We start from the raw sequence: 18598 nt of genomic DNA, 5'->3' as shown, positions 1-18598 counted from the left end.
ACGAGGGCCACCCCAGGCCGCAGGGTGTTGAAGCTCAAGAGGTGCCAAGAGGTCCAGGCCCCTGGTACGCACCTGAAGGGAGCGCGGTCTGGGCAGGCGTGTACCCCAAGCCAAGGGGGTTGCGTCCGGGCAAGGTCCTCTGAAATTCCGCCGATAATGCGGCGCGTCGCAGGCGGCCCCCGGAGCGGAAGAACACAGTTGTTCCGCTGACTTGCGAGGCCCGCCGATAATCTTCACGGGGCGATGTCGAGACCTCGCGCGTGGCTCCGACATCCCAATGAACGCGCACCCAATGCCGGGGCGCGGAGGCCCAGAGAAGAGAGAGCCACCATGAAGATGAAGTACATGCTGATGATGAACACCCCGAGCGGCGGTCCGTACCAGGTGATGAGCTGGCCGAAGAAGGACCTCCAGGCGCACATCGCGTTCATGGCGGGCTTCGCGACGAAGCTCGGGGAGACGGGGGAGCTGGTGGCGGCCGAGGGGCTGGCGGGGCCGGACCAGGCCAGGCGCGTGCGCGCGGGCGCGGACGGCAAGCCCATCACCGATGGCGTGTTCCCGGAGTCGAAGGAGTTCCTCGCGGGCTACTGGATTATCGAGGTGGACAGCCCGGAGCGGGCCTACGCCATCGCCGCGGAGGCATCGGCGGCGCCTGGGCTCGGCGGCAAGCCGATGAACATGCCCATCGAGGTCCGCCAGGTGATGAGCGGTCCTCCGCCCGACCTGATGTGATGACGGAGCCGAGGGACATTCGCATGGAGCACCTGTTGCGCGAGCACGCGCCGCGGGTGCTCGGCGCGGTCATCCGGCGGTTTCGGGACTTCGGAGCCTCGGAGGACGCGGTGCAGGAAGCGCTGCTCGCGGCGGCCTTGCAGTGGCCTCGCGAGGGCGTGCCGGACGACCCGCGCGCCTGGCTGATTCAGGTCGCTTCGCGGCGAATCACGGACCACGTGCGCGCGGAGACCGCGCGCCGCCACCGTGAGGAGCTGGTGGTCAGTTTGGTGCCGCCGGAGCTCCAGCTCGTGATGTCCCTGGATGGCGACGAGCTGGCGGGCCGGGATGACGCGCTCGTGCTGCTGTTCATGTGCTGTCACCCGGCGCTGTCCACGGCGTCGGCCATCGCGCTGACCTTGCGCGCGGTGGGCGGGTTGACGACGGCGGAAATCGCCAAGGCCTTCCTCGTGCCCGAGGCGACCATGGCCCAGCGCATCAGCCGGGCCAAGCAGAGCATCAAGAGCTCCGGGGTGCCGTTCCAGAAGCCCACGCCGGAGGAGAGCGCGCAGCGGCTGGGCGCGGTGCTGCACGTGCTCTACCTCATCTTCAACGAGGGCTACACGGCCACCTCGGGGCCGGAGTTGCATCGCACGGACCTGTCGGGCGAGGCGATTCGGCTGACGCGGATGTTGCACACGCTGCTGCCGGAGGACGGCGAGGTGGCGGGGCTGTTGGCGCTGATGCTGCTCACGGACGCGCGGAGGGCAGCGAGGACGGGGCCCGCGGGTGAGCTGATTCCGCTCGACGCGCAGGACCGGAGCCTGTGGGACGCGGGGATGATTGCGGAGGGCATCGCGCTCATCTCCGCGACGCTGTCGAGGGGCTCGGTGGGGATGTACCAGGTGCAGGCGGCCATCGCGGCGGTGCATGACGAGGCGTCGCGCGCGGAGGACACGGACTGGCCGCAGGTGCTGGCGCTCTACGAAGTGCTGATGGGGCTGATGGACAACCCGATGGTGGCGCTCAACCACGCCATCGCGACGGCGATGGTGCACGGGCCGCGGGCCGGGCTGTCGCTGCTGGAGGGGCTGGCCAGGGAGGGCCGGCTGGAGGGGAACCACCGGCTCGACGCGGTGCGCGCGCACCTGCTGGAGCGCGCGGGGAAGACGGTCGCGGCGGTGGTCCACTACCGGAAGGCGGCCGAGCGCACCACGAGCCTGCCCGAGCGCGACTACCTGCTGACCCAGGCCGCGCGGCTGAGCGACGAGATGGCGTAGTCCCTGAGCGCCGCGCGCTACTTCGCCGTGGCCGACGCCGCGCCGAGCTCGCGCAGCTTCTTCACGGCGTTGTCGTTCTTCGGGTTCAGCTCCAGCGACTTCTTGTAGCGGGAGATGGCCTCGTCCTTCCGGCCGGCCGCCGCGTAGCCCTCGCCCAGGCTGTCGTGGGTGTTGGCGTCCTCGGGGAAGAGAGACGCGTTCGCCTCGAACAGCTTCACCGCGTCGGCGACCTGGCCCTTGTTCAGCCGTGCGTAGCCGATGACGTTGAGGATGTCCGCGGTGACCTTCTCCTCCGCGGGGGCCGAGCGCTTGTGCGCGGTGAACCAGGAGACGGCGGTGTCCACGCCCTTCGTCCGGACGAGGAGGTCCGTCGTCATGAAGGCGTTCTCCAGGTTGTGGGTGATTCCCTTCCAGCCGTACTCGGTCGCCACGCTGGCGACGATGCGGTCGAAGAGGAGCCCGCCGTCATCCGAGTTGGACATGATGGCCACGCCGCTGCCCGTCTCGGCGAAGGCGACGAGGAGCGAGCGGTAGCCCGCGTTCGAGCCGCCGTGTCCGAACCACGCCTGTCCCGGCGGGAGATGGAAGCCGATGCCGAAGGCCTGGGACTGGCGCGTGAGCATCTGCTTCGCCATGGCCTGGGACACCACGCGCTGGGACTTGCCCTGGGTGGCCTTGGAGACCTCCATCGCGATGCGGGCGAGGTCCGACGGCGTGGTCCACAGGCCGGCCGCGGCTTGCTCCGGATAGATGTGCCAGCGTCCTTCCAGGTTCTTTCCGCCCGAGCGCGCGCCGACGGCGGCAAGGGGCTCCAGGGCCTTGGGCAGCGGCTGCTCGTAGGTGCTGTGCTTCAGGCCGAGCGGCGCCAGCACCGCCTCCTTCATGATTTGGGCGAATGGCTTCTGGAGCTGGTCCGTGAGCATCTGCTGGACGATGGAGGTGCCGCCGCCGCTGTAGCGCGTCAGGGTGCCGGGCACCGTGTCCACGCGGACGGGGGCGGAGTTGGCGGGCTGCTCGCCATCCAGGAGTTGTTGCAGCGTGGGAACGGGCGCCTGGGCCGCGTAGCCGGGGAAGCCGTGCACCGTCGTCCCGGCGCTGTGGGAGAGCAGCCGGCGCAGGGTGACCTTCTGCTCGCGGGTGAACGCGTTGTCCGGCAGCTTCCAGGAGGTGAGTCTGGCGTTGATGTCCTCGTCGAGCGACCACTTGCGCTTCTCGGCATGGTGCATCGCCGCGAGGGCGGCCACCGGCTTGCTGATGGACGCGGCCTGGAAGAGGGTGTCGAGGGTGACGGGCGCGGTGCCTCCGGCCTCCTTCACGCCGTAGCCCTTGGCCCAGGCGAGCGAGCCCCGGTCGAACACGGCGATGCTCAGGCCGGGGATTTCATACAGGGTCATCCACTCCTGGAGGGACAGGTGGCGGGGCTTCTCGCCGGGGATGGGGATGGAGGGGAAGCCCTGCTCCACGCGGGTGATTCGGGCGGCCTCGGAGGGGCGGGCCATCCACTGGGTGGTGGGCTTGCGCGTGTCCGCTCCAGTGAGCAGGACGACGGCCGAGAGCCCCGTGAGGGTCATGCAGACGGGACGGGATGTGGGTATGCGACGCATGGAAGACTCCCTGGGGCACCTGCGCGGTGGGCGACAGAGACCCTACGCGTCTTGCATGAGGTGATTGCCAGGGCCCCCTCCACGGGCGCCTTCACGGGCCGGAGGAACGTCAGACACTCGGGATACATCTGTTCTGGAATCAAGCGTTTACGCCACGCGATGACAAGGCTATGGCGTATGTCGATGCAGTCAGCACCCGTGGGATGGGCGCGCACGGCCCAGGTCCGCGTCGAAGCACCGCCGACATCCGGCCCCTGACGCACCGGGGGCTCTGAATGCACGCGAGGACGTGCGACCTCGTGGTGTGTTTGTCTCGCGAACTCCCCTATGACCTTGAAACTCTCCTGGCTGCGATGCGCCCTGGCCGTCCTCGGCCTCTGGGCATTCGTCCCTGGCTGTAAGAACAGCGAGCCTGATGGAAATTCACCGCCGGATGCCGCGGGCGAGCCCGATGCGGGCGGACCGGATGGGGGCCACGAGCCCACGCCCGATGGTGGCCCTTCGGACGGTGGGACGCAGACGTCGGATGGCGTGGGCTTCATCGGCTACGTGCTGCCCGCGTCGAACGCGGAAGCCGTCCCACGCAACGCGCGAGTCATCGTGGGGTTCGCCGAGGCGCTCGATGTCACCACCGTGAGCGCGGAGGTCCTCACGGTGTCGGAGAACGGCGTCGCGGTGGCGGGAACGGTGACGCATGACCCCGTCACGCGCACGCTGACCTTCACGCCAGGGCGTCCCTTCGCGGCGGATACGTTGGTGACGGTGGGCGTCTCCACGGCGCTGCGTCTGGTGTCGGGCAAGTCCCTGCCGGCGCCCTACCAATCGGTCTTCACGGTGGGGCTGGAGGCGGACACGTCGCCGCCGGAGGTGCTGGCCACGCGGCCCGGCAGTGGTGAGAGTGGCGTGTCGCCGACCTGGCCGGTGTACACGCTCTCATTCCGAGAGCCGATGGACCCGCGCACGCTCACCGGTGACACGCTCCGGTTCGAGCAGGCGCTGGGGTCGAACCCCGCGGCGCCGCTCACGGGTGTCATCTCCTACGATGCTCCGAGCCAGTCGGTGTCCTTCCGTGTCAGTCCTTTGCCCGCGCCGGGGGCGCTCGTCACCGGGACACTCTCCACGGGGGCGAAGGACCTGGCGGGCAATGCGCTCACGCAGGCGCACGCGTTCTCGTTCGTTGTGACGGCATCGCGCGACACCACCGCGCCGCGGGTGCAGGAGACGCTGCCGGAGGCCACGTCGGTGGGGGTGGCCGCGCGCTATGCGCCCATCATCGTCCACTTCAGTGAGCCACTCCGGCCGGAGAGCGTCACGCCGGACCGCGTCTACCTGGAGGAGCTGAACACCGACGGCACGCAGGTGGTCCGCCGGGTTCCGGGCACGCTGCGCTACGACGACGCGAAGCTCCACGCCGCCTTCACGCCGAAAGAGCCGCTGAAATACCAGACGCGCTACCGGGGGCGGGTCAGCGCCGTGGAGGACCTCGCGGGCAACGTGCTGGCGCTGTTCGACGGCTTCCACTTCGTCACGGAGCTGGAGCCCTCTCCGCCGCTGGTGCGTGATGCGACGCCGGCTCCGGACGCGCGCTTCGTGCCGCTGGGGAGCCCGCTGCGCGTGAGCTTCGACCGGCCGCTGGACCCGGCCACCGTCAACGCGCGGACGGTGGGCGTCGAGGGCGTCACGGGGCTGGTCAACTACGAGTCCTCCACGAACACGGTGGTGTTCCGGCCCGTGCCGCCCTTCGCGCCCGCCACGAACTACACGGTGACGGTGAAGGACGTGCAGACGCCGCAGGGGGCGGGCCTCGCCTCGCCGCACACGTACATGGTGCGCACGGTGGCTCCCGGAGTGAGGGTGAGCGCGGGGCGTCCCGGTCAGCCGGGGATGCCCGTGTTCGCCACGGGCCCCCGGGGGACGCTGGCCGTGTGGAACGAGGACACGGGGACGGCCATCCAGGTCCGCGCGGCCTTCGACAGCGGCTCGGGCTTCGGGGACTCCGTCCTGGTGGGGGAGGGACGCTCGATGACGCTGGCGCCGCAGGTGTCCGCGTGGGGCGAGCGCTTCGTGGTGGGCTGGTCGGACCGCTCGCTCGCGGGGGGCGCCGTCGCGCTCTTCGATGGGGCGGCCTTCACGCCCGTGACGCCCGGCATCAGCGGTCGGCTGTTCGGGGTGGGGAATCATCTCTATGCCGTCAATGGGAAGACCTTCCGGGTCCATGCTGGGACGCAGTGGTCGGAGGTCTTCACGGCTTCGAACCTGGGGTCGCCCGTGTCCCTCCTGCAGAATGGAGACCGGGTGCTGGTGTCGTCGGGGCGGAGCACGACGTTGGAGGTCTCGGTCGTGTTCGACGGGGTGCGGTGGCTGGAGTCCACGGTGTCGTCCCCGGTGGACGCGCAGTACATCCGCGTGGGGGACAGCTTCGGGCGGGCGTGGGTGTCCAACCAGGGGGTGGAGTTCGCGCTCTTCAACCGGGACACGCGCGAGTGGGGGTTGGGGGAGCTCATCACGACCGAGCAGATGACGAGCCTGCGCATCGCCTCGGATGGCAGCACCATCACGGCGGTCCTCGGCGATACGGGCGGGCTTTTCGCGTCGGTGCGCGCGAACGGGGCATGGCAGGCCCCATCGCTGTTGGACAACCTGGCGGTTCGCGACATCTGGGCGGTGGTGCCCCACCGAGGCAACTACGTCGCGTTGTGGACCGGTATCAACAGCGCCACGCTGGTGCGCGCCGTCTCGCAGACGGGAAGCTCATGGAGCTCGACCTCGAAGGCCGTGGTCGCGTCGGGGTTGAGCAGCGTGCTCGACGTGCGGGCGTCGGGGGATGACCTGCTGGTCCTGATGCAGAAGACCCAGCCGTCGTCCACGGCTGAAATCTGGGGCGCGGCGCTCACGTCGCAGGGGTGGCAGCCGAGCGTCCAGCTTCGTGGCCGGGAGGCGACTTCCTCGGTGTTGGTGCCGGTGGGGGCTCGCGCGGGTGCGCTCTTCATTCAGCCGGGGCGGCTCGTGGTGCGCGGCTATCTGGGAGGCGGCCAGTGGGACTCGGGGCTTGAGCTGGTGACGCCGGCGCTCGTCGGCAGCGTGCGGAACGCAGCCGTCCACTTCGAGTCCGACGGGCATGGGGCCGCCGCGTGGGAGCAGTTCGACGCGGGGGCGTGGAGTCTCTTCCTGGCGGAGTTCGACGGGACGGTGTGGATGGAGCCGGTGCGTGTGGGGCCGGGGGGCACGAAGGTCCGCGTGGCGGTGGACGACAACGGGGTGGTGGTGGCGTATCTCCAGCCGTCCACGCAGGCGGACCTGATGGACATCTGGGTGGTGTCCTCCGAGGCGGGGGTGGTGGGGGCGCCGCAACTGTTGGACAGCGTGGCGGCCACGGACCCGGACCTGGCGCTGGTGCATGGCCCCAGCGGCTTCATGGCGGTGTGGGGCGAGTGGGAGATTCGCGGAGCGCGGAGCGTGGATGGGGTGGCGTGGCGGGACCTGGCGACCCTCATCCCGAGGGTGTTCCAGGAGGCGCGTTGGTACAACACGCGGCTGGTCACGGTGGGTGAGTCCTTCGCGCTGTCGACGCAGCGCAATGAGCTCTACCTGAACATGAGCATCCACACCGCGGGCGTGTGGCAGCCCATCGCGGCCCCGGTCATGCCCAGTGACGTCTACGAGTTCGTCGCGGCGGGCAACTCGGTGATGTTGATGGCGCCCTTCGACGACGAGTTCCGCTACATCTTCCACAACGGCATCGCCTGGTCCGGCCAGAACATCGTCAAGTCGCCGGAGGACGGCCAAGGTGTGCTCGCGGCGGCTCCGAGCGGGTTCCGGATGCACACCGACAAGAGCTGGTGGCGGTGGAGCGGGACGGAGTGGCTGAAAGAGGCGACGGATGTCAGCCGTCCCTATTGGGCGGGCAGCCTGCGCTGTGACGCGAAGGGCTGCGGCCTGGCGACGGGAGCCGCGTTCGATACGCCGGTGAACCTGGCGCTGTCCTACGCGTCGGGCACGCGCTCTTTCTGGACGGGGGCCTCGCCCGCGCAGGGAGACTTCCCCGTCCAGGCGGGGAGTGTGACGTGGGACTTCGTGGCGGACACCTACCGCGTCACGTGGCGCCAGCCCGTGCAGCAGGGTGTGCTCGCGCTGCACGCCAGCACGGCCCTGTGAGGGCCTGAGTCCATGAGGAGGGGGCGGTGGATGTGTTCCCGCTCCGTCCTCGTGGCCCGAAGTCCGGAGCCGGGTGCTTCACCTGGGGGAGGTGAGGCGGTCCCAAGAGGAAACACGCATCACGCCGGGGTGCCTCGCGGGCCCCGGCGTTGACGTGTCACGAGCCCCCGCAGACGCGTCAACACGCCCCATCGCAAGCAGACCCATCGGACGCAAAGCCGTGGAATGACTCGAACCATCCGCGAGGCGCAGGTGGCACGCGTCCTGCTCTGGTGAAGCACTGCCCCCCTACACCAGACCTTCGCATGGTGCGAAGGCATCAACGAGGACGTTTCACATGTGCACTGATTTTCTGGTCGCGACCGAGGACTCGAGCGCTGTCGTGGTTGGCCGCAGCATGGAGTTCGGCGTCGACCTCGGCTCCAAGTTCCGGTTCCACGCCAAGGGGCATACGGTCCAGTCTCCTGGTTCCCTCACGCACCTGCATGGCCTCAAGTGGACGACGAAGTTCGACTACGTCGGCCTCACCGTCACGCTCTATGGCGTCACCGTCATCGGCGATGCGATGAACTCGGAAGGCCTCTCCGCCGGAGCGCTGTGGATGCCCACGTCCACGTATCCCCAGGCCGCCAAGGACCCGTCCCGGGGACTGGCGCCCGAGCTCTTCGTGGAGTGGGCCGTGGGTAACTTCGCCACCGTGGACGCGGTGAAGGAGGCCCTGGCGAACGGCGACGCCGAGCTGTGGCACAGCGACTGGATGTCGAGCAAGATCCCGCTCCACTTCGCCCTCCACGACGCGAAGGGCAACAGCATGGTCGTCGAGTTCACCGACCGGCAGATGTTCCTGTACGCGTCGACGGGTCATGACAACTCGCCGCTGAACATGCACAACCCCGTTGCCGTCCTGACCAACCACCCGACCTTCCCGGACCACCTGGAGAACCTCAAGAACTACGCGAGGCTGTCGTCCCGTGGCGCCACGCCCGTGAAGCTGGGAACCGGCACCTTCGCGCCTCACGGCTGCGGCAGCGGCCTCTTCGGGATTCCCGGCGACTCCACGCCCCCCTCCCGGTTCGTCCGGGCCGTCTACCTCCGTGAGTTCTCCGAGAAGCCCAAGAACGCGGCCGAGGCCCGCTCCCTGGCGCTGCACCTGCTCAACACCGTCGACATCCCCTACGGCACCAGCCGCGACTTGAACGAGGCCACGGGCAAGGACTCTCTCGACTACACCCAGTGGGTCGTCGTGAAGGACCTCACGAACCGCACGTTCGGCGTCCGGACCTACGACAGCCTGGGGCTGCAGACGCTGGACCTGCGCACGGTCGACTTCAAGAAGGCGGATGGCAAGACGCTCGCCATCTCCCCGGTGGATTCGCAGCTCGACGCCAACAAGCAGCTGGCGAGCTGAGTCACTGACTCCCCCTCCGTGGCGCGGGGCCGGGCACCTGGCTGCAAACGGGTACCCGGCCTCGCCGCCGCTCAGTGGATGCGAAGCGCGAGCGTGCCCAGGTGGTGACGGCCCACGGCTTCGAGCGCCCGGCCCGCCTCGTCCAGGCGGTACACCTGTGAGACCTCGACATGGCGTGGCCCGCGATTGCACTTCGCGTTTGAGAGCGGCACGCAGGTCACGGGGTGGCCTGCGCCGGGGGCGTCTGGGGCACGACGGAGACCTTGCCCTGCTCCTGCTGGAGGGTATGCGTGCTGCCGGGCGCGAAGCGCTGGAACTCCTCGAGTGTTTCGGGGGTGTAGGTGATGGCGGGCTGGTCGTCGCCGTGGAAGACCACGCTGTACCGCGCGTCGCGCGCGTTTCGTTCCTTCTCGCCCTTGCGCAAGGCCTTGGCGGGCCGCAGCTCGGCGTCGGTGGGCCAGCGCGCCTCGAGCGTGGTGCCGTTCGCCTTCACGTCCCGGTCGTGCATCCAGCGCCACTCCTTCCAGGTGTACCAGGTCGCCTGGCGCGGCACGCTCCGGTAGTGCGGCTCCTGGCGTGAGCGCTGCTCGTCCACGTAGCGCGGCTCCTTGCGCGTCTTCGTCACGGAGCAGTACCGGGTGGTGCAGCTCCGATCTCCTCCGGTGCAGGTCGTCTTGCAGGTCGCGAAGCCGTTCCTGTTGCTGGTGCACTGCTCGCTGCACTTCTTGGGCGTCGTGGTGCAGTCCTCACCGCAAGCCTCCTTGGCGCGGTAGGTCTCCGTGGTGAAGCCCCGCTGGACGCGCTCCGTGTAGCGGACGGTCGTGTAGCCGGCGAGCACCTGGTCGTCATGGTGGTGGCGCTTGCCCTGCGCCTTCACCAGGAGGGCGCCTTCTGGCCGGTCCTCCTCGAAGCCCTCGTCATCCACCAGGCGGTAGCGCTCCACGCTCACCGTGTGCTCCCAGGAGACCTCCTTGACCTGGAGCGTCCGCGTCCTCTCCGGCTCCGTCGTGGCCGCCGTCGCGGGGGCGGTCCCCTTCTTGCCGGAGGACATCCACATGGGACAGCAGCAGCCGAAGAACGCGATGATGAAGAGGATGTAGCAGCCCAGGCGCCTGTTGCTCTTCGCCCCCTTCTTCTCGTCTGGGGTGGGGCGCGTGGGCTCGGCGGGAATCGAGCCTTCGACGGCGGACGCGCCGCAGTGCTTGCAGCCGCCGTCCAGGGCCCGCTGGTCGCTCTCGCAATAGGCGCATCGCCAGTTGGGACCGGCGGTGGCCATCCTCAGCAGGGCCTCGTCGGTCACCGTGACGGCGGACGCGGTGTCCTCCGGCATCTCATACTGCTCGCTGCCGTCCTTGGCGTTCTTGCAGCCCTGGCACACCATGTAGCGGCCGAGGTTGCGGTGGTTGCAGCTCGAACAACGCCAGAACATCTCGATGTGCCGCTCAGACATCCTCTGTTTTCCCCCTCGGGTGCCTACCGCCGAGCGGTGCGGCCTATAGCACGGAGCGAGCCGGACGGGCGGCACGGCGAATCCCGTGCCGCTCCCGCGTCGCTCGGAGTGCGTGGGGTGACAGCCAGGGAGAAGAACCGCGTGTAGAGAGGTATTGAGACGAATCGACGCGAGGCAATCGCAACCTGCTCGCGCGGGAAGACGGTTTCAGACCGGATTGAATGGTACGCCTGGGCGTTTGGAGTCTTGAAGAGATTGCCTACACTGCCAGCGTTCATCCCCATACCCCTGGAGTGTCATGCGTCGCATCATCGCCCTGCTTGCCGCGCTGAACCTGGTTGCATGTACCCACGGTGGTGGCGCCGCGCCGGAAGCCGCCTCGGCCACGAAGCCCGCGGCGCCAAAGCCCGTCGCCACGCCCGAAGCGAAAGCGGCTGCCTCCGAGGCATCCGGACTGGCCATGAAAGGCGACAACGCACGCGCCCTTCCCCTGTTCCGAAGCGCTTGGGAAGGCGGGGTGCGCAGCAGGAACCTGGCCTACAATGCGGCCTGCGCGGCGTCCTTGCTGGCGGAGCGCGAGGAGGCGCTGGTCTGGCTGGAGCGCGCCGTGGAGGAAGGCTTCGATGACGCGAAGCACCTCCAGAAGGACCCTGACCTGAGCAACGTCCGGAGCCTTCCCGGCTACGCGGCGCTGGAGCAGCGAGTCATCGCCGCCGAGGCGAAGCAGTACGAGGCCGCGGACCCTGTGCTGCGGGACGAGTTGCTCAAGCGCATGGAAGAGGACCAGGAGGCGCGCAGTGCCCTCATCGCCTCGAACTTCCAGGATGAGGCCGCCAAGGCGAAGCTGAAGGACGTCGATGCGCGCAACACCACCTGGCTCAAGGGCGTCATCGCGAAGCATGGCTGGCCGGGAAGCGCGCTGGTGGGCCGGCGCGGTACCTTCGCCGCGTGGTTGCTGGTGCAGCACGCGGACCAGGATGTGGCCTTCCAGAGCGAGGTCCTTCCGATGCTGGAGAAGGCCGTGGCGCGAGGGGAGGGCTCCGCGAAGGAGCTCGCGTACCTCACGGACCGGGTGCTGGTGAATACCGGCAAGCCGCAGCGCTACGCCACCCAGTTGGAGGAGGTGGATGGAAAGACGGTGCCCAAGGCGCTGGAGGACCCCGAGAAGGTGAATGAGCGGCGCGCCGCCGTGGGGCTCGATACGCTGGAGGAGTACATCGCGGCCTTCGAGCGGATGAAGGCCGCGGCCACCCAGCAGAAGCCCTGAGCCGCGGGGGGCTGATGGCGGCCGCGCCGAGGGGGGCGGCCGCCAGGCGCTGCGTCATTCATCTGCTGTCATGCAATGCTTCGCGGGCACGAGACGCTTGCGCGCCAGCAACGGCAGCGCTGGACGGAGGTGGACGTCCGGCGCCCTCCCGCCCAGCCGCGTGTGGCTCGGCGGAAGGGTGCCGCTCGTGCGCCCGAGGCAAGCTTGCCGCGCGCGTGTCAGAGCGTGCGCATGAACGCGACCAGGTCCTTCTTCTCCTGCGCGTTGAGCCGGGTCTCCAGCACGAGGTTGAAGAACTCCACCGTGTCCTCCAGCGTCATGAGCCGCCCATCATGGAGATAGGGCGGAGAGTCCTTGATGCCTCGCAGGGGGAACGTCTTGATGGGGCCATCGGCGCCCATCACCGCGCCGTTCACCAGCCGGGGCTTGTAGAAGCGCTCCGCCTGCAGGTTGTGCATCAGGTTGTCTGTGTAATACGGCGGGAGGTGGCACACGGAGCACTGCGCCTTGCCGAAGAAGAGCGTCTGTCCGCGCATCTCCTGCTGGGTGGCCTTCTTCGGGTCCAGCTTCCCGTCGAAGCGGAGCTTGGGGGCCGGCGGGAAGTCGAGGAGGGCCTGGACCTCCGCCATGAAGTGTACCTGGCTGCCCCGCTCGAGAATGTTGACCCCTTTCTTCGTCGCGATGACCGGGTCCCCATCGAAGTACGCCGCGCGCTGCTCGAACTCGGTGAAGTCCTCCACGGTCTTCAGGGCCCGCTGTGAGCCGAACAGGCGCTGGATGTTCACCCCGCGGAGCGTCGGCGTATCGATGCGGTGGCGGAACTCCTGGGGCCGGATGTCGCCCACCAGGTGCGTGGCGCCATTGGAGTGGCCGTTGACGTGACAGTCGAAGCAGCTCACGCCCCGGCTGGGCAGTTCGGAGCGGCGGTCGGCGGTCTGATTGAACTGCTGCTGGGGAAAGGGCGTGACGAGCAGCCGGAGGCCTTCCAGTTGCTTCGGATTCAGGATGCCGTTGAACAGCTCCTGGACGTTCATGATGGTCACCAGCTTCCCCTGCGAGACATCCCCCAGGTCCGGGCGCGTGGTGAGGAAGATGGGCGGCGGGAACTCCGGCAGCAGGTGGTCCGGCAAGTCGAAGTCGAGGTCGAACCGTGTGAGGTCCCTCCCTTCCTGCCGCTTGATTTCATCGATGTGGAACTTGGGGAAGACCATGCCGCCTTCCGGATGATTCGGGTGGGGCAATGGCATGAAGCCCGCGGGGAAGAGCCCCCTGTCTCGAATCGCCTCCGGGCTCATGGCGGCGAGGGACTCCCAGGTCACGCCCTGCGGGAGCTTCACCCGCACGCCTTCCTGGACGGCTTTCCCCCGGGACATGGTGACGCCCCGGGCCGGACGGTTTCCCAGGTCATAGCGGCGTTCGAGGAGCTGCTGGTGGCGCGCGGTGATTTTGGGCTTCTCCGCCTTCATCCGCGCCATGACGTCAGCGAAGGGCTCCGTCTGGGCCACGGGCATGTAGCTGGTGCTACCCCGCCGCTGCACTTCCTGGGCGTGGGACATGCCTGTGTCCATCATGAAAAGGCCCATGACTGCGACAGCGATGTGTGGGATTCCCCCCTGCGGCTTCATGCAAGTCCTCCTCGGGTCTGCCTTCACCCGGAATGGTGCTCTGCTGTTCGGGCAAGGTATTCAATTGCGGCGGGTGTTTGTCCGAACCGGGGGCGAACCGTTGGCCAGTTCATACGTTGGCGCGGGTCCATGCCTGCGCAGCCGGCGGTGTGCACGGCGCGCGCACGGAGGCACGTCGTGCCAGGCAGAAGTGAGAGGCGCTCAGTGTCTGGACCACCACGGGCCCGGCGCGCGTCAGGTGCAGGGGGGCGCCCTGTCGCAGCACGTGGTCCTTCACGTCCCCTTCGCAGGTGAGCCACAGCAGGCCCTCCTGACAATGTGAGCGTCAGGGGCTCTCCGCCCTGCGTGCGCACACTCCCTCAAGCAGGAGCGCAGGAGGCGAGCGCGGGGCGTGAGGCAGCGGCCAGGAACGAGCGGCTGAAGGAGAGGACACCGCGAGTGGACATACGCAGAGTTGCTCCGGAGGACGTTCGACTTCGAGGTGTTCGCCAGCGTGAGGAGTGGAGGCACCTGAAGGGAGCGCGGTCTGGGCAGGCGTGTACCCCAAGGGGCTCAAGCGGCCTGTCCACCGCACGGGAGCATCACTCGGGCGGGCCCGTCCTCGGCCCCCCTGCGCCCTCCCTCCCCTTAACAGGGCCCCCAGCCCTCTTATGCGTTCTACCAGGGCACCAGCGAGGTGCAGCGGATGGTGATTGCCTACGAGACGTTCAAGCTGCTGGGCTGAAGTCCTGCACCTGACCGCGCAACGTGTGCGCGGCCAGTGTGCCCTGACAGGGCTCCGTCCTACTTGCAGGCGGACTCGTCGGGGTGCTGGCCCCGGAGCTGCGTCAGGCCGTCGGTGCACGCGGCAGTGCAGACCCTGGCCGTCTCGTCGTTCTGCCAGCAGGAACCGTCGGCGCCGTAGGTCACTTCGGCGGTGGCCTGAATCTCGGGGGTCGTGGCCTTGATGCAGGCCAGGTACTTCTTGCACTCGGCGCTCTGCTCCGAGTCATCGCTGCCACATGCCGTCAGTCCCAACACCGCAACCGCCAGGATCATCGACTTGAACAAGGTTCCTCCGAACCCAAGGGGAATCTGTCGTCTACCTGACCGTGTGGGGTGAGCTCAACCCTCCTTGGAGTCAGAATGACCCATCGCAGAGGAGCCTCCGCCGACACTTCATCCACTTCGACGGTAGGCGCATTGCTCAGGGCCAGGCCCGCGCGGTGAGCAGCGCGTCCGTGACAGGGCCTTGCTCACCGGAGGACACGAGGCTGCATTAGCCCACCGTAGTCCACGTGGAAGACGCACCCGCGCCGGCGCTGGAGGCCTTCGCTCCAGGCCGGGGTTCCGGGCTCGCTCGTCTCCACGGCCAGTTCCTCGCGCAGGTGGGCGGCGGCTTCGGACACATCCCGTGCTTCAGCTTGGCCCTGCTGGAGTGGGCTCACCGGTACAACGCGCACTGGCTGCTGGAGCGCCACCACTTCCTATCGCCGAGTCAGGCCCAGCGGGAGCTGATGCACAAACAGGTCGCCTGATTACGACCAACTCGGCGTCTCAAAAAAACGGTGCGGTACAGACCTGCGCCACACCTATGGGAGCCACCTCGCGATGCGCGGCGTCCCCCTCAAGGTCATCCAGGAGTTGATGGGACACGCGACCACCGGGCTAGCCACGCCGGAGGGGCACATGACGGTACGGAGGAAAAACAAAAGCCCAGCAACCCCGTAGGATTGCTGGGCTTTTAGTGGCGAGGAGTACGGGACTTGAACCCGTGGCCTCCGGCGTGACAGGCCGGCGTTCTAACCAACTGAACTAACTCCCCAGATGGGGCTGCGAGCGGCAGGGCCAAAAACCGAGCCTCTCACTAAAAGGCGAAGGGCCCGGAACCTTGCGATTCCGGGCCCTTCTTGGTGGCGAGGAGTACGGGACTTGAACCCGTGGCCTCCGGCGTGACAGGCCGGCGTTCTAACCAACTGAACTAACTCCCCACATCGGTACGACAGTGGGCGGAACAGGGATTGAACCTGTGACCATCGCCTTGTAAGGGCGCCGCTCTACCGCTGAGCTATCCGCCCGTCAGGCGTCCGCCGCGCTTCGGTGAGGCGGGCTTTTATCGGCCTCATCCGACACTGTCAAGCATACGCTTCAGCAGGTCCGATCATTCCGCAAGGCCGCCCAGGCCCTGGTGGGGAGCCGGGCGGCCAGTGGGTTGGCCATGTGGCTACGGGATGACCGTGCCGAGGTCCCCACCCTGGAAGCCGTTACCGGTGTTTCCGCTGCCGCCCCGGTCGTTCCGGTCGCCGTAGCAGAACGGCCCGCCGTTGAGCGAGTAGCGGTACGCGTAGGACGTCCCGACCGACACTCCCTCCGGCAGGCTTACGGAGTACTGGTCGTTGTTGCCCTCGTCACTGAGGTACGTGGCTGTCACCCACGTCCAACCCGAGATGCCCGGATCGCTGCTCGCGGGGCCGTAGCCGAGCTCTGCGACGACGCCAGCGCCCTGGCCGCTGCCGGGCGTGACACCGTCCACGTGTAGCTGGCCGTAGACGATTCGCGGGTCACCCTCGGCGCCCGCCGCGATCTCAAAGGGCCACTGGAGGTTGCAGTAGCCAATCCCCGTGTGGTTGCCCACCGTGAGGGCGTGCTGCTCGCCCAGCGTGTACCCACCCACGTTGCTGCCGTCCTTGTCGCAGTACGTCCACGTGGTGCCGTCCGTGGTGTAGCGCAGGCTGACTGCACGGTCGCCGGTGTAGGCCGGCGTCACGGTGGTGGAGAACTCATCCGTGTCCGCCTCACCGTCGGCCTCGCTGGTGTACTCCGCGGCCTTCCATGTGAACGCGTCCGCCTGGGTGGACGCGTTGGTGTCTGCGGCGCCCACGCCCACCTGCACCTGGACGTTGGCGCCCGGGCCCTCGCCCGCGGTGACGCCCGGGATGTGCACCCGGCCCACCACGGTGACGATGTCGCCGCTGCCCACCGTCGTGCCGCTCACGCTCTGCAGGCGGCAGTAGCTGTCCGTCGGCTCGGGATCCGGGGCCATGCTCACCGCCAGGCTGCCCGTCAGGTCCGCATTGAATCCGTCCGGGCCGCTGCTGTTGCCGTCCGCGTCGCAGTAGAGGAACTCGCCGCCGTTCACCTGGAAGCGGTAGGCGAACCGGTAGCTGCCCACCACGCCCGGGTTGGGCAACGTGGCCTCGTACTCGTCGTTGTCCCAGAAGTCGCCCTTGAACTGGGCCGTCGTGGACCAGTCCCACTGCGGGGATGTGGCTGGGTTCTCTCCGGCGGGTCCCCAGCCGAGTTGGCCCACGATGTCCTCGACTTCGCCTGTGGTGGTGTTGGTGAGGCCCGCCACGTTGACGTACGCGATGATGACGTGGCTGGCCGCATCCGCGGTGGTGTACGCCAGCGACTGCGGCGTGTCGTTCCCATCCGGTCCCAGCTTGCAGTAGCCGATGACGCGCGGGATGACGGGCTGGCCCGTCACGTTGAGCGTGCCGAGCTGGTCCATCTCGAAGTTCTGACCGCCGTCGTCCACGCCGTCGCCGTCGCACACGCGGATGGGGCCGCCGTCGTGGTTGAAGCGCACCGCGTAGCGGTACTCGCCGTTGAGGGTCGGGTTGGGCAGCGTGCCCTTCCACTGGTCGTTCACCTCGAAGTTGTCCTTGTCGAAGGTCAGCTGGGCTGACCAGTTCCACAGCGACGAGGTGCGCGGGTCCTCACCCACGGGACCCCAGCCGAGCTGGCCCGCCAGGCCTGGCCCTGCGCCTTCGCGGTCCGTCACGCCCGGCAGGTTGACCTGGGCGTACACCGTCTTCAGGCCCGACGTCTGTGTCGTCGTGTAGTTGATGGCCTCCGGCGGCGTCTGGTCGAGGCCAATCTTGCACCACGTCACCGCCGGCTTCGGCGCCTCGTCGCCCACGGTGAGCGTCCCCAGCTTGGACAGGCTGAAGGTCAGGTTGCCCTCGTCGCTGTCGTTGACGCCGTCCGCGTCGCAGAAGCGCCACACGTTCTCGCTGATGCTGAAGCGGTAGGCGATTCGCCAGATGCCCACGGTGCCCGGGTTGGGCAGGTCGGCCTCCCACTCATCGTTGTTGCCGTGGTCCGTCTTGTACGTGGCGTTCACCCACGTCCAGCCGCTGTCGCTGCGCGGGTCCGAGTCCGCCGGACCGTAGCCGAGCTGCGCCACCAGGCCCGAGCCCGCGCCACCGCCCTGCGTGACGCCCGCCGCGTACACCTGGCCGGCCACCTTGATGCGCGCGGTGTCGCCCGGCCGGTAGAAGACGTTGACCGGCCCGGGGTTGTTGTCGGGGCCCAGCTTGCAGTAGTCCACGCGCGGCCGGGAGATGAACACCCGGCGCAGCATGTCCTCCGACACGCCGTTGGCGCTGCCATCGCCGTCCGCCATCACCCACGTGGCGCCGTTGTCGATGGAGAAGCGCATGGTGACGACCCACTCACGGCGCTCACCGCTGATGGTCGGCTGGAGCAGCACGGTGCCCTGGTAGATGTCCGCCTCGCGGCTGCCCGAGTCACCCTCGTAGCTGGCCTCTTCCCAGGTGTAGCTGTCCGGGTTGAGCAGCTCCGCGTCCGCCAGGGCGAAGCCCACCTGCGCGCGGGTGCCGCCGCCCTGGCCGGTGCCACGGGTGATGCCGGTCACGGTGACGGCGCCGCGCACGGTGGTGCCCACCGGCTGTCCGTTGCTGACCGCGTCCACGTTGCCGTTGAGCACTTCGGCCTGTTCGATGTTCGCCACCGGCGCGCCTTCGAACGTGAAGCCGCCCACCAGGGTGCCGTGAGCGCTGTCCGGGTTCACCACGCGCACGTCCACCACGCCGGAGGTGGCGGTGGGGGTGTAGCCATAGATGCGGTGGGTGTTGACCACCACCACTCGCAGGGCCTCCTGCTGGCCGAAGTAGAGCTTCGCGCCTTCCTTGAAGCCGGCGCCGTAGACGTTGATGAGGGTGTGGCCCGAGACGGGGCCGCCCGAGGGCTGGACCTCCCGCACGACGGGCGCGTTGTCGCTGGGAGCAGGTCCTCCGTCTGAGTCGCCATCACAAGCGACGACCAGCAGCGGCAGGACGAGGACGAGGGCACGGAGACAGCGAGACGACATCGA

Annotated in this window: 13 protein-coding genes, 3 tRNA genes and 1 pseudogene; 7 read left to right on the top strand and 10 right to left on the bottom strand. The window is 68.4% G+C overall.

Going from position 1 to position 18598, the window contains the following annotated elements; all coding sequences use genetic code 11:
* Nucleotides 1-330: 330 nt before the first annotated feature.
* Both BLU09_RS13910 and BLU09_RS13905 read left to right on the top strand, forming a co-directional pair.
* Complete coding sequence (locus tag BLU09_RS13910; protein ID WP_090490042.1) at nt 331-732, top strand: YciI family protein; 402 nt, start codon at nt 331-333, stop codon at nt 730-732.
* Nucleotides 732-1991: an RNA polymerase sigma factor gene (locus tag BLU09_RS13905; RefSeq protein WP_090490041.1), complete on the top strand. Its 1260-nt coding sequence runs from the start codon at nt 732-734 to the stop codon at nt 1989-1991. The genes BLU09_RS13910 and BLU09_RS13905 overlap by 1 nt, the downstream gene beginning before the upstream one ends.
* A 17-nt stretch (nt 1992-2008) precedes the next feature.
* Here the strand turns inward: BLU09_RS13905 and BLU09_RS13900 are convergent, their stop codons facing one another.
* Nucleotides 2009-3595, bottom strand: a complete 1587-nt coding sequence (locus BLU09_RS13900; protein ID WP_090490040.1) for a serine hydrolase domain-containing protein — start codon at nt 3593-3595, stop codon at nt 2009-2011.
* A 327-nt stretch (nt 3596-3922) separates the two neighbouring features.
* Between BLU09_RS13900 and BLU09_RS13895 the strand changes: the two genes are divergently transcribed.
* Nucleotides 3923-7750, top strand: coding sequence for an Ig-like domain-containing domain (locus BLU09_RS13895; RefSeq protein ID WP_090490039.1), 3828 nt, complete (start codon nt 3923-3925; stop codon nt 7748-7750).
* A gap of 337 nt (nt 7751-8087) precedes the next feature.
* Nucleotides 8088-9158 (top strand): linear amide C-N hydrolase, encoded by a 1071-nt coding sequence (locus BLU09_RS13890; RefSeq protein ID WP_090490038.1) that lies wholly within the window; start codon nt 8088-8090, stop codon nt 9156-9158.
* Nucleotides 9159-9229: 71 nt separating this feature from the next.
* On the opposite strand, the gene BLU09_RS38210 is transcribed toward BLU09_RS13890, so the two are convergent.
* Nucleotides 9230-9370, bottom strand: coding sequence for a hypothetical protein (locus BLU09_RS38210; protein WP_244171702.1), 141 nt, complete (start codon nt 9368-9370; stop codon nt 9230-9232).
* A gap of 5 nt (nt 9371-9375) precedes the next feature.
* The gene (locus BLU09_RS13885) at nt 9376-10608 is read right to left on the bottom strand and encodes a hypothetical protein (RefSeq protein WP_090490037.1); all 1233 of its coding nucleotides are present in this window, start codon (nt 10606-10608) and stop codon (nt 9376-9378) included.
* 298 nt (nt 10609-10906) lie between these two features.
* On the opposite strand from BLU09_RS13885, the gene BLU09_RS13880 reads away from it, so the two are divergent.
* Nucleotides 10907-11875 carry a DUF6624 domain-containing protein gene (locus BLU09_RS13880; protein ID WP_090490036.1) on the top strand — a complete coding sequence of 323 codons (969 nt, stop codon included), beginning with the start codon at nt 10907-10909 and terminating at the stop codon, nt 11873-11875.
* Between the two features lie 218 nt (nt 11876-12093).
* Here BLU09_RS13880 and BLU09_RS13875 read toward each other — a convergent pair whose 3' ends face one another.
* The 3 genes from BLU09_RS13875 to BLU09_RS13865 all read right to left on the bottom strand — a co-directional run bounded on the left by BLU09_RS13875 (nt 12094) and on the right by BLU09_RS13865 (nt 14550).
* Entirely contained in the window at nt 12094-13431 is a 1338-nt protein-coding gene (locus tag BLU09_RS13875) for a cytochrome B6 (protein ID WP_244171701.1), read from the bottom strand.
* Nucleotides 13432-13609: 178 nt separating this feature from the next.
* Nucleotides 13610-13765, bottom strand: coding sequence for a hypothetical protein (locus BLU09_RS39360; RefSeq protein ID WP_244171759.1), 156 nt, complete (start codon nt 13763-13765; stop codon nt 13610-13612).
* A gap of 518 nt (nt 13766-14283) precedes the next feature.
* The gene (locus BLU09_RS13865; RefSeq protein ID WP_090490034.1) at nt 14284-14550 is read right to left on the bottom strand and encodes a hypothetical protein; all 267 of its coding nucleotides are present in this window, start codon (nt 14548-14550) and stop codon (nt 14284-14286) included.
* Nucleotides 14551-14777: 227 nt separating this feature from the next.
* On the opposite strand from BLU09_RS13865, the gene BLU09_RS38745 reads away from it, so the two are divergent.
* Together BLU09_RS38745 and BLU09_RS40075 are read left to right on the top strand one after the other, a co-directional pair.
* Nucleotides 14778-15017: a hypothetical protein gene (locus tag BLU09_RS38745; RefSeq protein WP_090490033.1), complete on the top strand. Its 240-nt coding sequence runs from the start codon at nt 14778-14780 to the stop codon at nt 15015-15017.
* 40 nt (nt 15018-15057) lie between these two features.
* A pseudogene (locus BLU09_RS40075) lies at nt 15058-15210 on the top strand (tyrosine-type recombinase/integrase); the annotation flags it as partial.
* A 17-nt stretch (nt 15211-15227) separates the two neighbouring features.
* On the opposite strand, the gene BLU09_RS13850 reads toward BLU09_RS40075, so the two are convergent.
* From BLU09_RS13850 to BLU09_RS13835, 4 genes are all read right to left on the bottom strand, one after another.
* A tRNA-Asp gene (locus BLU09_RS13850) sits at nt 15228-15304 on the bottom strand.
* An 89-nt stretch (nt 15305-15393) separates the two neighbouring features.
* Nucleotides 15394-15470, bottom strand: a tRNA-Asp gene (locus tag BLU09_RS13845).
* Nucleotides 15471-15485: 15 nt separating this feature from the next.
* A tRNA-Val gene (locus BLU09_RS13840) sits at nt 15486-15557 on the bottom strand.
* A gap of 146 nt (nt 15558-15703) precedes the next feature.
* Entirely contained in the window at nt 15704-18595 is a 2892-nt protein-coding gene (locus tag BLU09_RS13835) for an IPT/TIG domain-containing protein (RefSeq protein WP_244171700.1), read from the bottom strand.
* Nucleotides 18596-18598: the final 3 nt, after the last annotated feature.

The organism is Myxococcus virescens (genome assembly GCF_900101905.1).
Lineage (GTDB): Bacteria > Myxococcota > Myxococcia > Myxococcales > Myxococcaceae > Myxococcus > Myxococcus virescens.
Note: the sequence above shows the minus strand (reverse complement) of the source record. Positions and strands in the feature narration are given on the sequence as shown.

Bases quoted from the DNA above. Each gene is read 5' to 3' on its own strand.
- BLU09_RS13910 (WP_090490042.1), top strand. From the start codon at position 331: ATGAAGATGAAGTACATGCTGATGATGAACACCCCGAGCGGCGGTCCG.
- BLU09_RS13905 (WP_090490041.1), top strand. From the start codon at position 732: ATGACGGAGCCGAGGGACATTCGCATGGAGCACCTGTTGCGCGAGCAC.
- BLU09_RS13900 (WP_090490040.1), bottom strand. From the start codon at position 3,595: ATGCGTCGCATACCCACATCCCGTCCCGTCTGCATGACCCTCACGGGG.
- BLU09_RS13895 (WP_090490039.1), top strand. From the start codon at position 3,923: ATGACCTTGAAACTCTCCTGGCTGCGATGCGCCCTGGCCGTCCTCGGC.
- BLU09_RS13890 (WP_090490038.1), top strand. From the start codon at position 8,088: ATGTGCACTGATTTTCTGGTCGCGACCGAGGACTCGAGCGCTGTCGTG.
- BLU09_RS13885 (WP_090490037.1), bottom strand. From the start codon at position 10,608: ATGTCTGAGCGGCACATCGAGATGTTCTGGCGTTGTTCGAGCTGCAAC.
- BLU09_RS13880 (WP_090490036.1), top strand. From the start codon at position 10,907: ATGCGTCGCATCATCGCCCTGCTTGCCGCGCTGAACCTGGTTGCATGT.
- BLU09_RS13875 (WP_244171701.1), bottom strand. From the start codon at position 13,431: ATGTCCCACGCCCAGGAAGTGCAGCGGCGGGGTAGCACCAGCTACATG.
- BLU09_RS13835 (WP_244171700.1), bottom strand. From the start codon at position 18,595: ATGTCGTCTCGCTGTCTCCGTGCCCTCGTCCTCGTCCTGCCGCTGCTG.